The following is a 21551-nucleotide window of genomic DNA, read 5'->3' as shown; positions in this document are numbered from 1 at the left end:
CGAGAAGCGCTCGACCAGGCCCGAGCGGCAACCACACAACCGGACAACCGCGCTCTTCAGAGGCCTTGTCCGGAGCCGCCGGTCTCCAGCGCGTGGAGACGAGCCCGTAGCTCGGGGGCCGAGTGGTAGCCGAACTCGTCGAGAATGGCCAGCGCCTCGCGCCAGTACGCGATCGCCCGTGCGGTTTCACCGATGTACGCCAGCGAAGTGCCCAGGGTGTCGAGGATGAAGGCGTGGTTTCGCGGGTCCCGGTGGCGGGTTTCGATGATGAGCGCCCGTTCGCACAGCTCGATCGCCTCGGCGTGGGCACCGAGCCCCTGCTTGGCCTTCGCCATGTGGTGCAGGACATACGCTTCGACATCGCGGCTACCGGATTGCCTGAGGAGCTCGAGGCTGCGCTCGGCGTGCCGCAGCGCCTCCTCGTAGTCACCAAGGCCGGTGCACACCGCGCTGAGGGTGAACTCGATGTGGCTTTCCAGGTTTCCTTGCTGGGCACCAGGACTGAGCGGGAGCGCCGCACGGAGGTACTCCCCGGCCTCGGCGTACTCTCCGCGCTCGGCGCACGTCAAGCCGAGCTGGCCGAGGTTCTCCGCCTGCAGCCACGGGTCGCCGAGTTCACGGGCCAGCACCAGCGCTTCCTGGAAGGCGTCGACGGCCTCCTGCCACTGGGCGACGTTGCGGTGGGTCATACCCAGTCTCTGCAGCAGGTGGTATTCGCTGGTGCGGTCGCCGATCCGGCGGGCGGTGGCCAGGCCGAGGCGGCAGGCGTCGAACGCGTCGGCCCAGCGTGCCCCGAGCAGCAGGGGCCCCACGGAAATGTCCGCCAGGAGCATGACGAGCTGGGACGAGCCGTAGGGCGCCGCGGCGCGGAGGGTGGCGATGACGTTGGCGGTCTCGAAGGTGACCCACGTCCAGGCGTCGTCCGGCCCGGAGAAGGTGATTTCGGGACGGGCGTGGGTGTCGACGGCCGCCGCGGCATGCCAGTCGGCCGAATCGGAGAGAATGACCCGGTGGGCCTCCCTGCCGTGGTGGGCGTACCACTCCAGCAGGGTTCGGTGCACGTGGTCACGGTCCTCGGCGGCATCGTCGTGCTCCGCGCGCTCGGCGGCATAAGCGTGCAGCAGGTCGTGGAAGCGGTACCGGTCCCTGGCGACCGACTCGATCAGATGGCTGTCGGCCAGCGCGTCGAGCAGCCGCCGGGCCACCGGCAGGTCGAGGCCGGCCGTCGCCGCGGCCACCTGGACGCTCATCTCAGGCCCGGCGTGCAGCCCGAGGCGGCGGAACAGCCGCGCCTGCTCGGCGGGCAGCCGGCGGTAGGACCAGTCGAAGACCGCGCGCACCGCCGCGCGTTCGTCGCCGCCGTGGCTCAGCGCGTCGAGGCGCGCGTGGTCGTCAGCGAGTTCGCTGACTATGTCGGCGACGGTGGTGTGCGGGTGGGTGGCGATGCGGCTGGCCGCGATCCGCAGGGCCAGCGGCAGCCGGGCGCAGAGCCGGACCAGCTCGTCCACCGCGCCGGGCTCGGCGGCGGCGCGGCCGGCGCCGATCACGCTGGTGACGAGGTTGTGCGCTTCGGGCGAGGTGAGCAAGTCCAGGGTGAGGCGGTAGGCGGCTTCGGTGACAACGAGGCCGGTGAGGCTGGCACGGCTGGTGGCCAGCACCATGCAGCCCGCCGCGCCGGGGAGCAGGGGCCGGATCTGGTCGGGGTGGTTGGCGTTGTCGAGCACCAGCAGCATCCGGCGCCCGGCCATCGACGAGCGGAACAGTGCCGACTGCCCCTCCACATCCGCGGGAATCCGCTGCGGCGGAACGTCCAGCGTCCGCAGGAACTGCTCCAGGACCTCACCGGGCGTGGCGGGGGCGCCGGGACCGTAGCCGCGCAGGTTGACGTGCAGGGTGCCGTCGGGGAACCGGTGCTGGACCCGGTGGGCCCAGAACAGGGCGAGGGCGGTCTTGCCGATCCCGGCGGTGCCGTCCACCGCGGAGATCACCACTGCCGACGCCCGCCCGTCGCCGGCGTCGGACTGGCTGGGGAGCTGGGTGTCGAGGGCGGCCAGGTGCTCGGCGCGGCCGGTGAAGTCCCGCACCGCCGACGGCAGTTGCCGCGGCACCGCCGCCCCGCCCCGATCCGCGGACCGGACGGCGGGGGGCGACCACGACGTCATCACGACCGGGCCGGGCGGGTAAGGGTGGTCCGGCAGGGTGATCCACCCGGTTGTCGTCGTCTCCTTCACCGTCACCTCGACCGGCCGCCAGGTCGCGGGCGCCGCGCCGGGAGTGTGGCGCACGACGTCTTCGAAGAACCAGTTCGAGGTGATCAGCGCGAGGACCCCGGGTGAGGCGGCCAGCGCGGCTTTCAACGGCGGGGCTTCGTTGAGGCGGAACGCCAGGGTCAGCGAGGAAGAGGTGACGCCGTGCTCGTCGTAGTGGACCTCCCCGGCGTGCAGCGCCATCCGCAGCCGGATCCGCTGCGCGTCGGGATGGGTGTCGTTGTGCACCCGCAGCGCGGTCACCAGCAGCGGCGGCACGGTCTCGACGAACACCGCCTTGTCCACCGACCCCGGGGCCAGGATGAACAACGCGTCGCCCCGGTCCTCGTGGTAACACCGGTCCCAGTGCACGCCGGCCGTGCCGAACGCCTTCTCCACCACCTGGTACAGCCCGTCGCGCACGGCCCGCTGGTGGAGGTTGGTGCGCCCCCGGTCACCGAACCCTTCGACGTCCACCACGACGACCGTGTGGTGCTGGGTTTCCCGCCGGCTCTGCACGTGGCCGCCCCTCCCCGAGACTGCTCCCACCCCAGGATGACGCACACCGCCCCGCCGCCATACCCGAGTCGAGGAGACAAGAACCGGTTCAGGTGACGAGCAGCAGGTCACATCAGCTTAGATACAAGCTAAGACGCATGCTAGCGTCCAAGACCGTGACCCCAGCGAAGAACGCCGTGCCCGGTGCCGCCGACCGGGCTTACCGGCTGACGAAGGAGCTGGTGCTCACCGGCGAGCTGCCGGGTGGGCACCTGTTCAGCGAAGGCGAGATCGCGGAACGGCTCGGTGTCAGCCGGACGCCCGTGCGGGAAGCGTTCCTGCGCCTGCAGGTCGAGGGGCTGCTGAACCTGATCCCGAAGCGCGGCGCCATCGTGGTGCCCGTGCCGCCGGGTGAGGCCGAGGACGTGCTCGACGCGCGGGAGGCCGTGGAGGCCGCCGCCGTCCAGCGGCTCGTGCGCCGGCCCGACCTGATCCCCGGCGCGCTGGAGCAGTTGCGCGCCGTGCTCGAAACCCAGCGCGCGCACGCCGAGACCGGCGACCTGCCCGCGTTCGTCGAGTCCGACGGCCGGTTCCACCGCACGATCGTCGCCGCCGGGGGCAACGCGGTGCTGCTCGGCTTCTACACCACGCTCGCCGACCGCCAGCGCCGGATGAACCTGCACGCACTGGGCCCGATCCCGGCCCGCCTGCCCGAGATCGCCGAGGAGCACGCCGCGCTGGTCGCGATCATCGAACGCGCCGACGTCGGCGCGTTCGCCCCCGCGCTGCGCGCTCACCTGGACGGGGTCCACCGCCGATGACCGCCACCGCCCAGGCGTTCGCACCCGGCACCACGCGCACCCGCCCGGCCTGGTTCCCGGCCGCCGCCGCGGTCTTCGCCTGCGGCTGGGGTGGCAACCAGTTCACGCCGCTTCTGGTGATGTACAAGGACGCCGGCTACTCCACCTTCACGGTCGACGCGCTGCTCGGCGCGTACGTGATCGGGCTCGTTCCCGGGCTGCTGCTGTCGGGTCGCCTGTCCAACCGTTACGGGCGCCGTCCGGTGGTGCTCGCCGGCACCGCACTGTCGCTGGCCGCCAGCGCGCTGATCGCGCTCGGCCCGCTGGGCGTCGCCTGGATCGCCGCCGGGCGGTTCGTCACCGGGGTCGCCGTGGCGGTCGCGATGGCCGTCGGCTCGACCTGGGTCAAGGAACTGTCCGACGCGGGTCAGGACGGCGCCCCCGACCTCGGCACCCGCCGCGCCGCGCTGTGCCTCACGCTCGGCCTCGGCATCGGCCCCGGCGCGGCGGGGGTGCTCGCGCAGTGGGCGCCGTGGCCGATGGTGCTGCCGTTCGCCGTCCACATCGGACTCGCCGGGGTGGCGCTGGTGTTCGCGCTGCGCGGCCGGGAAACGCTGGATCGTCAAACACTGGGCCAGGCCACGGCCCAGCTCCCGCGCACCCGGCTCACCACCACCCGCCATCCCCGCTTCCGCCGGGTGATCCTGCCGATGGCGCCGTGGATCTTCGGCTCGTGCGGCGTGGCGTACGCGATCATGCCGCAGCTCGTCGACGATCGGCTGGGCTCGTGGTCACTCGCCTACTCCACGCTGCTGACGGTGTGCGCCGTCGGCGCGGGTGTCGGCATCCAGCCGATCGCGAAGCGCGTGGACCGCGCGACCAGCGCCCGCGCGGTGCTCACCGGCATGACCGTGCTGTGCGCCGGGCTCGCGCTCAGCGCGGTCGCCGCCGCGCTGCGCTCGCCGTGGCTGGCCCTGGCCACCGCGCTGGTGCTGGGCACGGCGTACGGCATCGCCGTGGTGTCCGGGCTGCTCGAACTGCAGCGCCTGGCCCGGCCGGACGAAATCGCCGAGCTGACCGGTATTTACTACGCGCTGGCGTACATCGGTTTCCTGCTCCCTTCGTTACTCGCGGCGCTCAGCGGAGTGGCCGGTTACCCGGTGCTGCTCGGCGGCCTCGCCGTGGTGGCGCTCGCGGGCACGCTCGTGATCGCGCGGCACTCCCGCAGTCACCTTCCCGTGACCTGAATATATTTCCCGGAAACAGCACATAAAAACCAAATGGGACTCGCCGCTCGGGCCGGCGCAGAATTCGGTCTTTTTGTCGGAATTCTTCACCACTATTGTCGCTTGTGGATCGACGCGGGTTTGGAAATAGTTCTCCCACAGGGAAATCAGGCGGGCACAACCGCGCCCGATTTCGTCGGGGCCAGTAACTTTCAAACCCTCCGAGTAGGAAGTGGGAGCTGCACATGCGGCGTTCCTCGCGATCCGTTCGCGCCCTCGTCATAGCCGCGACCGGCGGTTTGGCCTTGGCCAGCTTGACTCAGCTGGGCACCGGTCAGGCCGCCGTCGCCGCGCCGAGCGTCACCGCGGCCGATGCCGCACCGCAGTCGGTGATCGTGGTCCTCAACAACCAGCTCCCCGACGCCCCGGCCACCAAGGCGGCCGACGGCACCCGGCGCACCGAGGCCACCCAGCAGCAGGAGTCCGTGCTCGCCAAGCTCACCGGCGCGGCGCCGGCCAAGGTGAAGCACTTCGCGCTCGGCAACGCGTTCTCCGCCACGGTGACCTCGGCGCAGGCCGCCCAGCTGGCGCAGGACCCGGCCGTCGCCCAGGTGCTGCCGGACAGCAAGGTGACCCTGCCCGACGCGACGCCGGCCCCCGGCGCGGACAGCAAGGCCCCGAAGGCGCAGGACAAGGCGAACCCCCAGACGCCGGGCACGATCTGCCCGGCCGACCCGGCCAAGCCGCTGCTGGAGCCCGAGGCGCTGACCTCGATCCACGCCTACAGCACCGACGGCTCGAAGAGCGCTTCGGACCTGGCGAACGGCTCGGGCGTGAAGGTCGCGTTCCTCGCGGACAACATGGACCCGAACTACGCGGACTTCATCCGCCCCGACGGCTCCCACGTGTTCTCCGACTTCCAGGACTTCTCCGGTGACGGCCCGGCCACCACCGACTCCGGCGCGGAGGCCTTCGGCGACGCCTCGTCGATCGCCGCGCAGGGCACGGTCGTGCACGACCTGTCGAAGTTCGTGAACGAGAACCACCCGCTGCCCGCGGGCTGCAACATCGTGGTGAAGGGCGTCTCGCCCGGCGCGAGCCTGGTGGGCCTCAACGTCTTCGGCTCCACCGCCACGAACTCCGCGGTGCTGCAGGCGATCGACTACGCGGTGACCGTCGACCACGTCGACGTGATCAACGAGTCGCTGGGCCTGAACCAGTACCCGGACGCCAGCTCCCGCAACCTGTTCCAGGTGTTCAACGACCAGGCCGTCGCCGCGGGCGTCACCGTCACCGCCTCCAGCGGCGACGCGGGCGTCACCTCGACCATCGGCAGCCCGGCCACCGACCCGCTGGTGATCTCGGCCGGCGCGACCACCGACAACCGGCTGTACGCGCAGACCACCTACGGCGCCTTCCCGTTCTCCAACGGCAAGTGGGTCAACGACAACATCTCCGCGCTGTCCTCCTCGGGCATCACGCAGAACGGCCGCACGATCGACCTCGTCGCGCCCGGCGAGGGCAACTGGGCCGACTGCGCGCCCGCGTACTCCGAGTGCCGCAACTTCAAAACCGTGCCGCAGCCGACCGACCTCGAGTCCTTCGGCGGCACCAGTGAATCCGCCCCGCTGACGGCCGGTGTCGCCGCGCTCGTCATCCAGGGCTACCGCGGCACGCACCACGGCGCGTCCCCGACGCCCGCGCAGGTGAAGCAGTTCATCACCGGCACGGCGCACGACCTCGGCCTGCCCGCCGACGAGCAGGGCTCCGGCCTGCTCGACGCCCGCGCGGCCGTCGAGGCGGCGCTGACCTCGCCCGGCACGACCGGTGCCCCGGCGGGCGCCGCGTCGAACATCGCGCTCTCGACCGACCAGCTCACGCTGGAAGGCGCGCCGGGCAGCACGCAGAACGCCACGGTGAAGGTGACCAACGTCGGCAGCAAGCCGCTGACGGTGAGCGCCGGCACCCGCACCTTCGTGCCGCAGTCCTCACAGTCGCAGACCACCGCGTTCGACTCGGCCAAGCTGCCCACGTTCCCGTACTACAACGGCACGAACTGGGCGTACAAGAAGGTCACGTTCAACGTCGCTTCGGGCGCGCAGCGCCTGCTCGCGCGGATGGCGTGGCAGGGCAGCCCGAAGACCGTCAACGGCCAGTCCGTCACCCTCGTGGTGCGGATGACCCTGATCGCGCCGGACGGCACCTACGTGGCCAACAGCCGCCCGCAGGGTGGCGCGGCCACGCCGAACTACGCGAACGTGGACGTCACGCACCCGGCCGCCGGCGCCTGGACCGCGGTGCTCTACTCCGCGTCCGGCCCGACCGGCTACACCGGTGACATCCAGCTGAGGACCGACACGCAGCGGGCCGTGCCGTACGGCCAGGTCTCGCCGCAGGTGCTGAGCCTGAACCCGGGCCAGACCAAGCCGGTCAAGGTCGCGCTGACCACCCCGGCCACCGGCGGCGACGCGGACTACTCGGTGACCTTCGGCAGTTCCGACGGCCACCAGACCACGCTGTCCGCCGTGCTGCGCTCGCTGATCCCGACCAAGAACGGCACGGGCGCCTTCGGCGGCACGATCACCGGCGGCAACGCGCGGGCCCAGTCGCCGGCGCAGACCTTCAGCTACGAGTTCGACGTGCCCAAGGGCAAGAAAGACCTGGACGTCGCGGTCAAGCTGCAGGACCCGGGCACGCTCGTCGACGGCGTGCTGGTCGACCCGAACGGTGAGCTGGCGGACGTGAACAGCAACGCCTCGCTGAGCTCGCCGACCACCGTTTCGCAGGGCACCGGCCTCCAGCTGACCGACGCGAACCCGCTGCCGGGCCGCTGGCACTTCGTGGTCGTGGTGCAGAACCCGGTGACGGGCAAGCAGATCGAGCAGCCGTTCACCGGCACGGTGGGCTTCGACCAGGTGTCCGTCAGCGCTCCGACGCTGCCGAACGCGGCGGCGAAGAAGCTGGCCGCCGGCCAGGCCGTGACCGTCCCGGTGACCGTGCGCAACAACGGGATCGAGCCGATCGCGATCGGCGTGGACGCGCGGACCAACGACCGGCAGACGCTGCAGCCGCAGCCGGTCGGCGGCTCGACCGAGGTGGACCTGCCGGAGCTGAACGTCAACGCCCCGGTGTACTCGATTCCGCCGGACACCGGCAAGTTCACCGTCGCCACGTCGTCGACCGTGCCGGCCCAGGTGGAGATCCAGGGCTCGGCCGCGGGCATCGACGTGCTCGGTGACCTGAAGGCCGCGCAGGCGGGCAGCACGGTCTCCGTCGCGACGATCGCCGAGAAGCAGGGCTACGTCACGAAGGGCATCTGGTTCGCCGACGTGCAGGAGATCGGGCCGTTCGGCCCGGCGGGCGCGCCGGCCGGGCACTCCTCGTACACGGCGTCGATCCAGACCGCGGGCTTCGACGCGGCCGTGACGTCGTCCACCGGTGACCCGTACGACCAGTCCGTGAACCCCAGCGGCACGGGCGGCACCCCGCAGATCGTGAAGCCGGGCCAGACGGTCACCGTTTCGGTGACCATCAAGCCGTCCGGCAAGCACGGGGCTTCGGTGGCGGGTCACCTGAACCTGGTGACCGTGCCGACCCTGCCGACCGGCGCGACCGGCCTGCCGCAGGAGGGCACCGGCGAGGTCCTCGCGACCCTGCCGTACAGCTACCAGATCGGCTGACCGCCAAGTAACGAAGTCCGTTAAGGCCTCCTTACCCGCGTCGCACGCGGGTAAGGAGGCCTTAACGGCTTTCTACGGGAGCCGCACCCCGGCCGCGGCCGCGTGACAAGCGCCGAAACCCTCTGCCCGCAACACAATGCGCCCGCCCCGGACCCGCACGGCTGTCTCGGTAGCGTCGCTCACCGCCGTCACGCCCGCGGCCGCCGCCAGCGCGCCCGTGTCGTCCCGGACCACCTGGACCCGTGGCCACGTCGAGGCCGGAAACGCCTGCCGCAGGTGGCCGCGCAGCTCGGCCAGCGCCAAGTGCGTCAGCGGGGACAGCTCGGCGGGCTCGCCCGTCACGACGGCGACCGTGACCGCGTCCCCCTCCGGAGCCGCGCGAATCGCCTCCTCCGCCGCGGAAAGCCGGTGCAGGCCGAGCACGGCGACCACGCCGTCGCCGTCGAGCCGGGCGGCCGAATCCCGCAATGAATCACCGGCCGGCGGCGGCTCCCACCGCTCGTCCACGGGCCGGGCCCGCGCCACGATCGGCGGCTCCGAAGGCCACTCGTCGGGCAGCCCCAGCCCCGGCAGCGACTCGCACACCCGCACCACGTTGAACGGCTCGCCGAATCCCGGCGCCACGGCCGCGAGCCGGCTCGCCCCGTGCAGCGTGGTCAGCGCCGCCTCCGCGACGCGCACGAGCCGCCCGTCCCGCGGCGCCAGCCGTTCCAGCGCCAGCCCGAGCGTGATCGCCTCGAAGCGCATCAGCTGCGCGTACGGGCGGCGGGTCAGCTCGTCGGCCAGGATCTCCGGCATCAGGTCCGCGCCCAGCCGCGCCCCGGGGTCGGTGGCCAGCGGCAGCCGCGCGACCCACGCGCCGGCCAGCGCGCCGAGCGCCTCGGCGGCGCTGAGCCCGGGGTCCTGGTTACGCGGCTCGGCCGAGGTCCGCTCCGCCGCCGCGGCCAGCACCGCGAAGTACAGCGCCCGTTTGCCCGGGAAGTTCGAGTAGACGGCGCCGCGGGTCAGCTCCGCGCGCTCGGCGATGACGTCGATCTTGGCGTCGCGGAAGCCACGCTCGGCGAACTCGTCACGAGCGGCTTCGAGCACCTTCGCGCGGTTGCGTTCCTGGGCCTCCGCCCTGGTCAGCCGGGCCATCGTCCTCCTCGTCTCCGGATGCTTGCCCAAGATACCGTCACCATGCATATGATGAGACCATCTGATATGAACATCTGAAATGGAGACACCCATGACCCCCGTCCAGGACGTGCCCGAGATCGACCTGGCCGACCCGGCCGTGCACCGCGACCCGTTCGCCGCTTACGGCGCCGCCCGCGAGCACGGCCCGGTGGCCCGGATGGTCGGCTTCGGCCCGATGTGGGTGGTGACGCGGCACGAGGAGGCCCGCGCGATGCTCACCGACCCGCGGTTCGCGCTCAGCTCCGGCAGCTTCCAGCAGCGGCCCGAGGTGCCCGAGCACTGCCGGCCGTACCTGCGCACGATGCAGGAGATGGAAGGCGCCGAGCACGCCCGCCTGCGCCGCCTCGTCTCCCCCGCGTTCACCGCGCGCCGGGCCGCCGAGTTCCGGCCGCGGATCGAGCGGATCGTCGGGCGCCTGCTGGACAATCTGCCCGCCGACGGACCCGTGGACCTTTTGAAGGACTTCGCCCAGCCGTTGCCGATGGAGGTCATCTGCGAGCTGGTCGGCGTCCCGGAGGCCGACCGGCCGCGCTGGCACGAGTACGGCTCGATGATCGTCTCGGCCGCGGGCCAGGGCTTCACCACCGCGATGCCGGGCATCATCGACGGCGCGCGAGAGATCGTCGCGGAGCCCGGCAGCGATCTGGTCGCCCTGCTCAAAACCGACGGGGTCGCTGCCGGGCTCGCGGAAACGGAGCTGGTCACACTCGTCTGGCAGCTCGTGCTGGGCGGCCAGACGCCGGCGAACCTGATCGCCAACGCGGTCGAGGCGCTGCTGGCCCACCCGGGTGAACTCGCCGCCCTGCACGCGGACCCGGCGCTGCTGCCGGGCGCCGTCGACGAGCTGATCCGCTGGTGCGGGCCCCAGCTGCTGACGATTCCGCGGCAAGCGACCGAAGACCTGGAGCTGCACGGCGTGACGGTCCGCAAGGGCGAGCCCGTCACCGCGTCGATCGCGGCGGTCAACCGCGACCCCCGCGCGTTCGCCGACCCGGATCGCCTCGACGTCCGCCGCGCCCCCGGCGGGCACCTCGGCTTCGCGCACGGCCCGCACTTCTGCCTCGGCGCCTCGCTCGCGCGCGTCGAGACAGAGGTCGCGCTCGGCGCCGTGCTGCGGCGGTTCCCCGCGCTCGCGGTCGCCGAACCCGGCGCGCACCGGGTCCCCGACCCCGGCACGTGGCGCCTCGACGCACTGCCCGTGACCCGCTGACGTCCATTTCGGACACCTATCGGGTGAACCGCCGGACCGTGCTTCGGACCCGGTGCGCTGCTAGCGTTTCCGCAGGTCTTCGTCCTCTCCCGGGAGCCGCGCATGTCCGCGTTCATCGCCACTTCTGCCCTCGACCCCCGCCGGGCCTGGCCGCTGGTCGCGGTCCGCGGGGTGTTCGCGGTGCTCTTCGGCATCCTCACCCTGGTCTGGCCCGGCGTCACCGTGCTGGCGCTGGCGATCGTCTTCGGCGTGTACGCGCTGTTCGACGGCGTCGGCGCGATCGTGCAGGCGTTCCGGCCCGGCGACGGCGCGCAGCGGGCCGCGTACGCGCTGCTCGGCGTGCTCGGCCTGATCGCGGGTGTGCTCGCGCTGGTGTGGCCCGGCGCGACCGTGGTCGTGGTGACGACGCTGGTCGGCGCGTGGGCGGTGGTCACCGGCATCGCGGAGATCGTCGCGGCGGTGCGGCTGCGCAAGCAGATCACCGGCGAGGCGTTCCTCATCATCGCCGGGGTGCTGAGCGTGGTGGCCGGGATCCTGGTGCTGGTGCACCCGATCGCGGGCGCGTTCGGGATCGCCGTGCTGATCGGGGTTTACGCACTGCTGTACGGGGTCATGCTGGTAGTGCTGGCGTTCCGCCTGCGCGGCCTGCCGGAGCCCGGGGCCTCCGGGTCTTCGGACCAAGCGCCCGCGGCCGGATAGCGGGACAATAGCCCGGTACGGCTCGCGCAACGGAGGGATCCGTGATGGCCCAGTACCCGCAGAACGGCGGTTACGACCGCGAAGTCCGGACGGGAGTGGACGCGGCCCGGCTGTGGGCGGGCGGCGTCGCGACGGCGGTGGTGGCCGCGCTCGTCGCCATCGTCGGCCTGCTGATCGCCCGCGGCATCTTCGCGGTCCCGGTGCTCGCGCCCAAGGGCGAGGGCATCTGGGGGAACGCGAGCACCACGACGTACGCGATCGCCGCGGCCGTCGCCGCGCTGCTCGCCACCGGGCTGATGCACCTGCTGAGCGTCGCGACGCCCGCGCCGGCGCAGTTCTTCGGCTGGATCATGGTGCTGGTGACGCTCATCGCCGTCGTGCTGCCCCTGACCCTGACGGTCGAGCCGAGCGCGAAGATCGCGACCGCCGTGATCAACCTGGTGATCGGGCTGGTGATCGCGATCGTGGTGAACAGCATGGCCGCGAGCGCCCGCACGCTGCACCACCGCAAGCGCCGCGAGACCCGGGCCGCCGACGCGCCGACCCGGCAGTGGAACGAGCCGCCGCAGCCGCCGTCGTCCTATTACGACCGCTGAGGCAACCGCTGTCCTCCCCCGTGCGTGAAAACGGCACAGGAGATGGGGAGGACAGCATGTTCACGGAATTCATCACGGGTGCGGCCCTGCTGAGCGCGACCCTGCTTACGGGAAGCCCGGCGGCGCCGTCCGCCGTCGGCTGGTCGCTGTGGCCCTCGGAAGTGGCGCCGGGCGGGGAAATGCACGTCGGGACGTACGCCGCTCAGGGCGGCGGCTGCGGCCCGTCGGGCCCGGTCACGTCACCCGGCTTCGCGGCCCCGATCATCTGGACCAAGGGCGGGAACTTCGGCTACTCCGGCGGCGACGGCAAGGCGGGCACCCGCCCCGGCCACTACACCGCCACGTTCACCTGCACGGACGGCCGCGTCGCGACCGGCACGTTCACGATCACCGGCACACCACCGACTTCCACGCCCACCACACCGCCCACCACACCGCCTTCTTCGCGGCCGACCGCGCCCGCCACCCACCCGTCGTCGCCCCGCCACCACCAGGTCGCGGTCCGGCCGACCGGAGCCCCGCAGACCGGCGGTGGCGCGCTGGCGGTGTCGTTCACGCAGTGACTGTCCTTTGAGGACAATCCTGGCCAGGCGACCGCGGGTTGCCCGGCCGGGAACGGCAGTCACCAAGCCGGGTCGAAGCGCACGCCGGTGTCGTACCAGTCGTCGTCCGCGACGGGGCCGGGCTCGGACGGCTCCGGAACCGCGTCGGCCGAGCGATCGCGGAGGTACTCGCCGGGGACCGTGGAAGCGGACTCCGGCGCGGACGCTCCGGCAGCGTGGGAGCCCTCCGCCGCGGAACCCGAAGCACCGTCGGCGGGCTCGTTTTCGGGAATCTCCGGCGAAAACCCGGCCCGCCAGCGAAGCCGGTCCATCAGATAACCCGTCGTGCCCAAGGGCGCGAGCAGTTCCCCCGTGCGGCGGGCCGAAACGCGCTGCGCTTCGGCATAGGTGAGGAGCACCAGCTCCGCGATCTCCTGCGGGGACATCCCCCGCACGGCGTCCGACAGGTGCAGCGCGGTCAGGACGCCGTCGGTGTTCACCGAGACGCCTGCCGCGCCGTCGGGCGACGTGACGTCGGCCGACAGCGTGGACAGGGCCGTCACGAGCGAATCGCGGTCCGGGGGCGGGGCGGCGGGGGACATCAGCCGAGCGTGCCCGGCGTCAGCGGACGGGACAGGCCGCCGTCCGGAGAGATGTCGATGTTCTCCCGGCGGACCTTGTCCTCAGTGCCCTTCGGGGTGTTCGAGGTCTCGAAGTTGCCTGGGTCGAAGGAATCGCCGGGGCTCACGTCCGGCGGGGCCGGGATCTTCGGCAGCTGGTCGCCGTGCGCGCGGATGTTCGCGGCCAGCCGGCCGGAGGACTCCTGCATTCCCGTCCGGATCTTGTCGACGTGCTCGAAGAAACTCTCGTAGATCTCCTTGGCGCTGTCCCCCTCGACCGCGGCGCCCTGCTCGGCGGCCAGCTCGTTGAGCCCCGCGCCGGCGCCGGCGGCCGCGGCCTGGATGCCCTTGGCCGCCATCGTGATCTCCACCCCGGCCACCGCGGGCATGGCCGCGACGACCAGCATCGTCGTCAGCGTCGTGACGAAGGCCGCGGCGAGCACCCGCGACCACGAGATCTCGCCCTGCTTCGACTTCTCCTCCGCCCACTTCCGGGCTGTGTCCTTGAACGTGGCGGCAAGGCTGTTGAGGTCCGACCGGGCGCCCCAGACCGCGTCGCGCGCCGCGATGACACCGCTCTCCAGCACGGAGATCTCGGTCGCCATCCGGTCGTAGGTCGCGTGCAGCTCGTCGAGGTAGGTCTTGACGTCCTCGGCGGCCTCGCCCCGCCACGACTCCATCTGCTCGCGCGCCCGGGTGAGGTCCGTCAGCGGCTCGTTGCCGAAGGTCTTCCACACCTGCTCGTAGCTGTTGATCATCGACTGCAGGCCGTCCGCCGAGCTCGGCTCGATGTCGGCCTGGGAGAACTCCCGGAAGACGTCCGCGATCGCCTGCTGCTGTTGTTCGTAGAGCCCTTCCATCAAGTTGTAGGTCGCCCAGTCGCCGTATTTCAGCGACAGCAGGCCGTCGAGGGCGTCGTTGGCGCCGGCGAGCAGGCCGTCGCTCACGCCCTCGAGCAGCGCCGAGCGGTCCTCGTCGCCGGACGAGGACTGGATGCCGAAGTAGTCGTCGCCCACGTCAGTTCCCCTCCAGCTGCGCGGCCGCCCGGTTCACGCGGTTCTTCGCGTCCTCGTCGGCTTCCTCGTACAGGTCCGCGACCTGGAGCAGGGCCCGGCTCGACTGCTGGGTGGTGTCGGCGAGCTTCGCCAGCGCCTCCTCCACCTTCTGCCGGTGGTACTCGTACGCCGACTTCACGTCGCGCATCCCGAGCGAGCGGCCGAACGCGGTCGGCGCGCCGCCGCCGAACGGCAGCACCGAATCGAGCAGGTCGGCGGGCCCCGAAGAACCTGGGACGTCGAGCTTCTTGACGCCGTCGCGCGCCACGGTGGCGCCGTCGCCCGCCTTGCCCACGAGCCCCGCCGCGCCGCGCAGATCGCTGAGGTCGGTCTCGAAACCGATCATGGTCGAACCCCCAGTTCGTTGTGGTTCCCCGCACCGGTGCCGGAAATCGCCGGTATGACGGATAGAACCCGAGGTTCGTTCATCTCCCCCGCGCGGGTGTGCCCCAGATCACTCACGCGGTCCGCTGACGGACCCGCGCCGAGCAGGGGAAGGCCGGGCGGTGGAGGATGGGGACGCCGGATTCCCGCCAGCGAAAGGACCCACTGCCGTGATCTTCATCGTCGTCAAGTTCCCTGTGCTGCCGGAAAAGAGCGACGACTGGCTCTCGATCGTCGCGGACTTCACGGCGGGAGTCCGCGCGGAGCCGGGCAACCTCTTCTTCGACTGGTCGCGCAGCGCCGACGACCCGAACGAATGGGTCGTGGTGGAGGGCTACCGCGACCAGGACGCCGCCGTGGCGCACGTCAGCTCGGAGCACTTCAAGACCGCGATGGCCACACTGCCGGACGCGATCTCCGCGACACCGCGGATCATCAACACCCAGGTACCCGGCGAGGACTTCGGCGACATGGCGGAACTCAAGCCCCGCAACGCCTGAGCCCACCCGGACTCGTTTGTCGGCATCAGCGTCAGACGTCGTCCCGATCGAGCGCGAAGGTCACCTCGTACAGACCCGGGTGGGCTTCACCGAGCGCCTTGTTGCCCTCGATCAGGCCGCGGTCCGTCAAATGCCGGAAGACCCGCTGTGCGGCGTCGAGGTCTTCGCTCTGGGCGTAGTTGACGACGCGGGTGCCGTCGAGGCTGCGGTGCAGGCTGGCCGACAGCCAGCCGGGTACCTCGCTGGCCACCTGCGCCGCACGGGCCAGGTAGTCGATCAAAGGTTGCTGGCCATCGGGTTCGACGGTGAAGACGTTGATCTGGGTCACCGCTGAGCCGACGCGAATGCTGGGCATGGTCTCTCCTCTTACCTATTCGAGGCGAGAAACCGAGACTCGACCGGCCTATCGGCAAACAGGCAGCGCCAAGCCCCGGCTGTTCGCCGATAGCTTGTCGCGGGTTCGCCGCCGTAGCAACGAACGGAGCCTCTTTCGAGGGGGTCGGGCTTACCCAATGCCGACCCAGGTCCTTCTCGACCCGTTCAGCGTAGCTCACCGGGCGCAGGCACTCACGAGTCTTCAGGCCCGCACGGCCTCGGCCCGCCGCGGCCACCACGGCACGATCGGCGACGTCCGGCGCTGGTAGTCGGCGTACTCCGGATAGCGGCCGCGCGTGATGCTCTCGGTGAACACGGTCGAGCCGACGAAGAGCAGGGTCAGCAGCACCGCGCCGGCGATCGTCCAGGTGACCGCAGCGGCGGCGACGACGCCCAGGAAGAACACCATCCACCACTGTGCCTGCTCGAAGAAGAAGTTCGGGTGCCGCGAGAAGCGGAACAGGCCGCGCTGCAGGAACCGCGGCTCGGGCGTCCGGCCGGCCGCCTGCTCCCGCGCCTTCCACTGGTGGAAGTCCCACTGCTGCTGGTCCGCCACCGTCTCGCCGACCAGGAACGCGAGACCGACCACCGCCACCACGACGTCCCAGGCGCCGAACGGCGAGCGGTTCTCCAGCGCCGTCCAGGCGGGCAGGGTGATCAGCAGCAGGATCGCGTTCTGGTAGATCGTGATGAAGAACAGGTTGAACAGCTGGAACTGCCAGGGCCGCATCTTCGCCCGCAGTACCGCCCACCGGTAATCCTCGCCGCCGCGGGCGTAACCGCCCTTGCGCGCGAAGTTGAACGTCAGCCGCGCGCCCCAGAGCGCCACGAGCACGAACATCACGTCCAGCCGCGCGTCGGCGAACCCGGCGGCGCCGGCGAAGATCGCGACGTAGGCCACCGGCACGAGCGACCAGATCCGGTCCACCCACGAGTACTCCCGCGTCACCACCGACAACAGCCAGCAGACGGTGCAGACCCCCGCGAAGACCCAGAGACAGACCTGAAACGCGTTCATGCCCGCACTCTACTGGCGCGTCGCCCGGGAAGCCCGATTTCGCCCGCCTAGAATCCGGGCCATGACCGCCCCCGCGAACCTGCCGCTGAAGGCGCGCCGGATCGACATCTTCTTCGCGGTCCTGTTCGCCGCGTTCACCGTGACGTCGCTGATCAGCGACCTGCTGCCGACCGTCGGCGTCGACTTCTCACAGCCGTCGGGCAACTTCTTCGTGCAGTCCAACTACTGGTACGCCCACGACGCCGACGTGCTGTTCATGCACCCGCCGGACTGGATGCGGATCGTCACGGGGCTGTCGGCGTTCGTCTACATGCCGTTCTACGTGCTGCTCGTCTACTGCCTGCTGTCCGGGCGGAACTGGATCCAGCTGTTCGCGGTGATCTACGCGACGATGATCGTCACGCTCACCGGCGTGGTGGTGTTCGGCGTGGAGTTCTTCGGCGACCCCGCGATGCGCACCGGGAACCCGGGCAAGTTCCTCGCGTTCAACCTGCCCTACGTGCTGGTGCCGTTGCTGCTGCTGATCCGGATGCGCAAGCCATTGCCGTTCACGCGCCGGTTCTGAGACCCGTCACTGTCCACACCGGACGGACCGGCGCGGGTCAGTCCGCCAGCAGGCCGGTGACCATGGCGGCGACGGCGGCCATCCCGGCCGCCGTCGGGTGGTAGGCGACCGGGCCGCCGGAGCGCGGGTTGCCGATCCGGAAGCCGAGGACCCAGGGCTCGGCCGAGCCGACGCAGTGGTCCAGACCGGCCGACGACGCCGCGATCAGGTCGGCGCCGGACGCGCGGGCGGCCTCGGCGAACGCGCCGGCCAGCCCGTCGGCCGTCTCCCGCGCCTGCTCGATGGCCCGCGCGGTGAGCGGCATCCCGGGGCCGGGCCGGGTGTCCGGGCCGGCGACCGGCAGGTAGTCCACCAGCACGACCCTCGCGGACGGCGCCCGGTCCCGCACGCGGACGACCACCTCGGCGAGCGAAGCGGCCACAGCGTCGAACGACGCGCGTGAGACCGGTTTCCCGTTGCCCGCCAACAGGTCTGCGGCCCGGTGGGAGACGACGCGCACCGGGCGGGCGAGCAGGCCGCGGAGGCTGCCCGCCATGAGGCCACCGAGGTAACCAAGGTCGTTGCCGCCCGCGGTGACGGTGACCAGGCGGGTTTCGGCGCCGACGGCCTCGATCTGCGGCCGGGCCCGGCCTTGCCGCTCCCGCAGCAGGTGCGCGGTCGTCGCACCGGAACTGGTGACGTCGACCAGACGCAGGCCGAGCGACTCGGCCACCAGGTGGGCGTAGTTCCGCCCGGAGCGCAGGGCCGTGCGGTCGAGCACCGGCGGGATGCCGGGGCCGGCCGCGAACGAACTGCCCAGCGCGACGTACGTGCTGCCGGCTTCGATCACACCACCCATTCTCCGGTGCGGACGCGCGGCCGGCCATTCGCCGGCGCCCCGGCCCCCGGGTACGGCAGGCGCGGCGGCGGGCAGAGGTGGTACTCGAAGTGCCACCACTCGTTGTCGTACCGGCGGTGCAGGTGGTGGGCCGCGCCGTGCCGCTCCAGCCAGGCGGCCCCCTCGGTCGGCCGGACGTCGAGGGCGATGCCGCCGACGTGGGTCGACTCCGCGGGTGGCAGCACCAGACGGCAGGCCTCGCGGACGGAGCCGGTCCGGCGGACCTCGTCGGTGAACAGCCGGTGCTGCTCGGCCGCGTCCCGGTGCCCCGAGGTGAGGCCGATCAGCTGGCCGTCACGCCAGAACGCCTCGGTGCGCGCCGCCGTGAACGCCTCGCGGACCTCCGGCACCAGGCCGGTCAGGTCTTCCGCCGGGAACCGCAGGCCGAGCGCCCACTGGCAGGCCAGGTAACGGGCCCGCCCGGGCGCCCGCAGGCCGGCGAACGGGAGCAGCAGTACGGCAAGCATCCGCGTCATCACCGCGAAGAGCCGGGCACGGGAGAAGGTCGGCTTGATCATGCCGTCCATGCTCGGCAACCAATATGCCCGGCCGGCCCGGGTCGCGTCCTCAACCGTCGACAGCTGTGTAACAGCTGTGTAAGCATCGCCGTTTGTTACTGAACGATGACACTCCGCCGACACGGTCGTAGGTGCCGCTGCGATAGTGGGGAGCATGCCCCGGGTGTTGCTGATCGAAGACGACCAGGCCGTGCGCGACGGCCTGCAGCTCGCGCTGACCTACCAAGGTCACACGGTGGAGGCCGTGGAAACCGGCGAGCTGGGCCTCCAGCGTCTCACCTCGGACATCGCCGACGTGGTGGTGCTCGACCTGATGCTGCCGGGCATGGACGGCTTCGAGGTGTGCCGCCGGATCCGCGCGGGCGGGGACCTGCCGATCATCATGCTGACCGCGCGCAACGACGACATCGACGTGGTCGCCGGGCTCGAGGCCGGCGCCGACGACTACGTGGTGAAGCCCGCCCAGGCCCGCGTGCTGGAGGCCCGCATCCGCGCCGTGCTGCGCCGGACCGGGGGCGAGCAGCGGCCGGCCGAGCCGAAAGCGGAGGTCGAACGGCACGGGTCACTGACGATCGACCGGGCCGGCCTCGTCGTCACGAAGAACGGCGAGACGGTCGGCCTCGCCCCCACGGAGATGCGGCTGCTGCTGGAGCTGTCCGCGGCGCCCGGGCGGGTGCTGAGCCGCCAGCACCTGCTGGAAGCCGTGTGGGACCAGGGTTACCTGGGCGACTCGCGGCTCGTCGACGCGTGTGTGCAGCGGCTGCGCTCGAAGATCGAAGACGACGCGGCGGCGCCGGTCTACGTGCAGACGCTGCGCGGGTTCGGCTACCGGTTCGGCCCCCTGTGAAGGGATGGTCTGACTGGGGGCTGTACCCGCGGCTGCTGTCCGCGTTCGCGCTGCTGAGCGTGGTCACGGCGGCCGCGGTGGCCAGCTTCGGGTACGTGCAGGCCCGCACGACGATCCTGCAGAGCGCGCAGGACAAGGCCGTGATCGAGGTGACGAACCGGATCGAGCAGCTGTACCCGTTGCAGACGCTCACGCCGACCCGTGCGGGGCTCAACCAGATGGCCGGTCACGTGTCGGGCCGGGGCGACGAAGCCGTGGTGGAGAGTGGAGGGAAGACCGGCGGCGGCCTGGACCCCGCCGTGGTCACCGCGGAGCTGCACGGCGCGGTGCGCAGGGGCGTCGTGTCCTGGCAGCGGGTCGAGGTCGCCGGTTCGGCGGGGCTGGTGATCGGGACCCAGCTGCTGGTCAAGGACCCTTCGGCGGCGGGCGGCACCCGGCCGTCCGGGATCGAGGTGTACGTGCTGCGCAGCCTGGAGCCCGAAGCCGCGAGCATCGGTGAGCTGGCGCGCGGCGCGTGGTTCACCGGCGGCGCCGCGCTGGCGCTCGCGATGCTGCTGGCGCTGCTGGCCGCGCGCAGTGTGCTGCGGCCGGTGCGGGAGCTGCGCCACGCCGCGCACCAGCTGGGCGAGGGTGACCTGGAGACCCGGCTGGAGGTACGCGGGTCCGACGAGCTGGCGGGCGTGGCGCGGACGTTCAACACCACCGCCGAGTCGCTGCAGCGGCAAGTCGGCGAGCTGGAGCGGATGGAGGCGGACGCGCGGCGGTTCGTCGCCGACGTGTCGCATGAGCTGCGCACGCCGCTGACCGCGATGACCGCCGTCACCGACGTGCTCGACGCCGAGGCGGCCGGCCTGCCGGGACTCGCCGGGCAGGCGGCGCGGCTGGTCAGCCAGGAGACGCACAACCTGACCCGGCTGGTGAACGACCTGATCGAGGTGACCCGCTTCGACGCCGGCTCGGCCGCGCTGGCGCTGGACGACGTCGACGTCGCCGAGGCCGTCGGCGCCACCCTGCGCGCCCGCGGCTGGCTGACGGAGGTGGTCGCCGAGCTGACGCCCGGCGTCCGCGCCCGGCTGGACCCGCGGCGGCTCGACGTGATCGTCGCCAACCTCGTCGGCAACGCGCTGCGCCACGGCGCCCCACCCGTCACGGTGCGGCTGACGGCCGAGCCGGACTGGCTGACGGTCGAGGTCACCGACGAGGGCCCCGGCCTCGACCCGGAGGTCCTGCCGCGCGTGTTCGACCGCTTCTACAAGGCCGACACGGCCCGCTCGCGTTCCGAGGGCAGCGGCCTGGGCCTCGCGATCGCCTGGGAGAACGCCAAACTCCACGGCGGCACCCTCACCGCGGCCACCCGTCCCCACGGCGGCGCCGTCTTCACCGCCCGCCTCCCCCGCGACTCGGGAGGTGCTTGATGCGCACCGGAAAGTCCTTGCCGGACCGGGAAAAGCGGGCGGCGGGCACGGATGGGACCGCTGGCTCGGGCTTGGCCGCGCACCGGCCCGGCACCCCGGACTCGGCCCCGCGCCGGGGCCGGGGCCGGGGCCGCAGGGTCGTCGCGGCCGTGGCCGGAACCCCGCTGCGGCACCACCGGCGGCCGGCGCGCCGGGGCGGCTCCACCCGCCGGATCGGGGTGCCGGCCGGGCTGGCCGCCGTAACGGTCGTTGTGCTGGCCGTCGTGCTGGCCGGTTGCGGGGTGCGGCCCAGCGGGGTGATCCCCGGGGTCCCGGCGCCGAGCGGGCCGGTCGTCCCGCAGGCCTCGAACAGCACCGTGCTCTATTTCCTGATGGGCAGCCAGCCGACCGCGTCGCAACGGGAAGGGATCCGGACGGAGCCGGCCGACGTGCTGACCCTGCTGGCCGCCGGGCCGGACGACGCCGAGCGGGCGGCGGGCCTGACCACCGAGGTGCCCGCGACCGCGGTTCCGGTGTCGGTCGCGGTGGAGCCTTCGGGAGTCACGGTGGCGCTGGGCATCGACGTCTCGGCACTGTCCACAAAGGCCACTCAGCAGATCGCCTGCACCGTCCGGCACCTGGATTCCGTCGCCGCCCTGCCCCCGGTCACCCTGACCGGGGGCGGCCACAGCCAGGGACCGCTGAGCTGCCCGTTCTGACCG

21 protein-coding genes are annotated in these 21551 nt (G+C 71.9%); 12 read left to right on the top strand and 9 right to left on the bottom strand.

The window, feature by feature from the left end; translation table 11 throughout:
- Positions 1-56 precede the first annotated feature (56 nt).
- Positions 57-2765, bottom strand: a complete 2709-nt coding sequence (locus OG943_RS04770; RefSeq protein ID WP_328608439.1) for an ATP-binding protein — start codon at positions 2763-2765, stop codon at positions 57-59.
- Between the two features lie 155 nt (positions 2766-2920).
- Here OG943_RS04770 and OG943_RS04765 point away from each other — a divergent pair, with 155 nt between their 5' ends.
- From OG943_RS04765 to OG943_RS04755, 3 genes are all read left to right on the top strand, one after another.
- Entirely contained in the window at positions 2921-3565 is a 645-nt protein-coding gene (locus tag OG943_RS04765; protein WP_328608438.1) for a GntR family transcriptional regulator, read from the top strand.
- Positions 3562-4791 (top strand): MFS transporter, encoded by a 1230-nt coding sequence (locus OG943_RS04760; protein ID WP_328608437.1) that lies wholly within the window; start codon positions 3562-3564, stop codon positions 4789-4791. The genes OG943_RS04765 and OG943_RS04760 overlap by 4 nt, the downstream gene beginning before the upstream one ends.
- Before the next feature lie 284 nt (positions 4792-5075).
- Positions 5076-8450: a S8 family serine peptidase gene (locus OG943_RS04755; protein ID WP_328608436.1), complete on the top strand. Its 3375-nt coding sequence runs from the start codon at positions 5076-5078 to the stop codon at positions 8448-8450.
- Positions 8451-8522: 72 nt separating this feature from the next.
- On the opposite strand, the gene OG943_RS04750 is transcribed toward OG943_RS04755, so the two are convergent.
- A complete protein-coding gene (locus tag OG943_RS04750) occupies positions 8523-9587 on the bottom strand; it encodes a TetR/AcrR family transcriptional regulator (RefSeq protein WP_328612004.1) in 1065 nt (354 codons plus the stop codon).
- Positions 9588-9678: 91 nt separating this feature from the next.
- On the opposite strand from OG943_RS04750, the gene OG943_RS04745 reads away from it, so the two are divergent.
- The 4 genes from OG943_RS04745 to OG943_RS04730 all read left to right on the top strand — a co-directional run bounded on the left by OG943_RS04745 (position 9679) and on the right by OG943_RS04730 (position 12697).
- Entirely contained in the window at positions 9679-10839 is a 1161-nt protein-coding gene (locus OG943_RS04745; RefSeq protein WP_328608435.1) for a cytochrome P450 family protein, read from the top strand.
- 102 nt (positions 10840-10941) lie between these two features.
- The gene (locus OG943_RS04740; protein ID WP_328608434.1) at positions 10942-11538 is read left to right on the top strand and encodes an HdeD family acid-resistance protein; all 597 of its coding nucleotides are present in this window, start codon (positions 10942-10944) and stop codon (positions 11536-11538) included.
- A 44-nt stretch (positions 11539-11582) separates the two neighbouring features.
- Positions 11583-12134, top strand: a complete 552-nt coding sequence (locus OG943_RS04735; RefSeq protein WP_328608433.1) for a DUF6069 family protein — start codon at positions 11583-11585, stop codon at positions 12132-12134.
- Between the two features lie 56 nt (positions 12135-12190).
- A complete protein-coding gene (locus tag OG943_RS04730; protein ID WP_328608432.1) occupies positions 12191-12697 on the top strand; it encodes a hypothetical protein in 507 nt (168 codons plus the stop codon).
- Between the two features lie 59 nt (positions 12698-12756).
- On the opposite strand, the gene OG943_RS04725 is transcribed toward OG943_RS04730, so the two are convergent.
- The 3 genes from OG943_RS04725 to OG943_RS04715 are packed head-to-tail and all read right to left on the bottom strand — an operon-like array spanning position 12757 to position 14697.
- Entirely contained in the window at positions 12757-13278 is a 522-nt protein-coding gene (locus tag OG943_RS04725) for a YbaB/EbfC family nucleoid-associated protein (RefSeq protein WP_328608431.1), read from the bottom strand.
- Positions 13278-14312 carry a hypothetical protein gene (locus OG943_RS04720; protein ID WP_328608430.1) on the bottom strand — a complete coding sequence of 345 codons (1035 nt, stop codon included), beginning with the start codon at positions 14310-14312 and terminating at the stop codon, positions 13278-13280. The genes OG943_RS04725 and OG943_RS04720 overlap by 1 nt, the downstream gene beginning before the upstream one ends.
- A 1-nt stretch (position 14313) precedes the next feature.
- On the bottom strand, positions 14314-14697 hold the full coding sequence (locus tag OG943_RS04715) for a hypothetical protein (protein WP_328608429.1): 384 nt from the start codon (positions 14695-14697) through the stop codon (positions 14314-14316).
- 208 nt (positions 14698-14905) lie between these two features.
- Between OG943_RS04715 and OG943_RS04710 the strand changes: the two genes are divergently transcribed.
- Positions 14906-15235 carry a putative quinol monooxygenase gene (locus OG943_RS04710; RefSeq protein ID WP_328608428.1) on the top strand — a complete coding sequence of 110 codons (330 nt, stop codon included), beginning with the start codon at positions 14906-14908 and terminating at the stop codon, positions 15233-15235.
- Positions 15236-15266: 31 nt separating this feature from the next.
- Here the strand turns inward: OG943_RS04710 and OG943_RS04705 are convergent, their stop codons facing one another.
- Positions 15267-15590, bottom strand: a complete 324-nt coding sequence (locus OG943_RS04705) for an antibiotic biosynthesis monooxygenase family protein (protein ID WP_328608427.1) — start codon at positions 15588-15590, stop codon at positions 15267-15269.
- A 222-nt stretch (positions 15591-15812) separates the two neighbouring features.
- A complete protein-coding gene (locus OG943_RS04700; RefSeq protein WP_328608426.1) occupies positions 15813-16628 on the bottom strand; it encodes a DUF1295 domain-containing protein in 816 nt (271 codons plus the stop codon).
- A gap of 61 nt (positions 16629-16689) precedes the next feature.
- Here OG943_RS04700 and OG943_RS04695 point away from each other — a divergent pair, with 61 nt between their 5' ends.
- Positions 16690-17193: an EXPERA domain-containing protein gene (locus OG943_RS04695; protein ID WP_328608425.1), complete on the top strand. Its 504-nt coding sequence runs from the start codon at positions 16690-16692 to the stop codon at positions 17191-17193.
- A gap of 37 nt (positions 17194-17230) precedes the next feature.
- Here OG943_RS04695 and OG943_RS04690 read toward each other — a convergent pair whose 3' ends face one another.
- Together OG943_RS04690 and OG943_RS04685 are read right to left on the bottom strand one after the other, a co-directional pair.
- Positions 17231-18022 (bottom strand): SGNH/GDSL hydrolase family protein, encoded by a 792-nt coding sequence (locus tag OG943_RS04690; protein WP_328608424.1) that lies wholly within the window; start codon positions 18020-18022, stop codon positions 17231-17233.
- Entirely contained in the window at positions 18019-18588 is a 570-nt protein-coding gene (locus OG943_RS04685; RefSeq protein ID WP_328608423.1) for a D-alanyl-D-alanine carboxypeptidase family protein, read from the bottom strand. Before OG943_RS04685 ends, OG943_RS04690 begins: the two co-directional genes overlap by 4 nt.
- Positions 18589-18742: 154 nt before the next feature.
- Between OG943_RS04685 and OG943_RS04680 the strand changes: the two genes are divergently transcribed.
- From OG943_RS04680 to OG943_RS04670, 3 genes are read left to right on the top strand one after another with little or no spacing between them, the layout of a single operon-like run.
- On the top strand, positions 18743-19435 hold the full coding sequence (locus tag OG943_RS04680; RefSeq protein ID WP_328608422.1) for a response regulator transcription factor: 693 nt from the start codon (positions 18743-18745) through the stop codon (positions 19433-19435).
- Positions 19432-20850, top strand: coding sequence for a HAMP domain-containing sensor histidine kinase (locus tag OG943_RS04675; protein ID WP_328608421.1), 1419 nt, complete (start codon positions 19432-19434; stop codon positions 20848-20850). The genes OG943_RS04680 and OG943_RS04675 overlap by 4 nt, the downstream gene beginning before the upstream one ends.
- Positions 20850-21548 carry a hypothetical protein gene (locus OG943_RS04670; RefSeq protein WP_328608420.1) on the top strand — a complete coding sequence of 233 codons (699 nt, stop codon included), beginning with the start codon at positions 20850-20852 and terminating at the stop codon, positions 21546-21548. Before OG943_RS04675 ends, OG943_RS04670 begins: the two co-directional genes overlap by 1 nt.
- Positions 21549-21551: the final 3 nt, after the last annotated feature.

Origin of the sequence: Amycolatopsis sp. NBC_00345 (genome assembly GCF_036116635.1) — a bacterium.
Classification (GTDB): Bacteria; Actinomycetota; Actinomycetes; order Mycobacteriales; family Pseudonocardiaceae; genus Amycolatopsis.
This window is presented reverse-complemented; position numbering and strand designations above follow the sequence as displayed.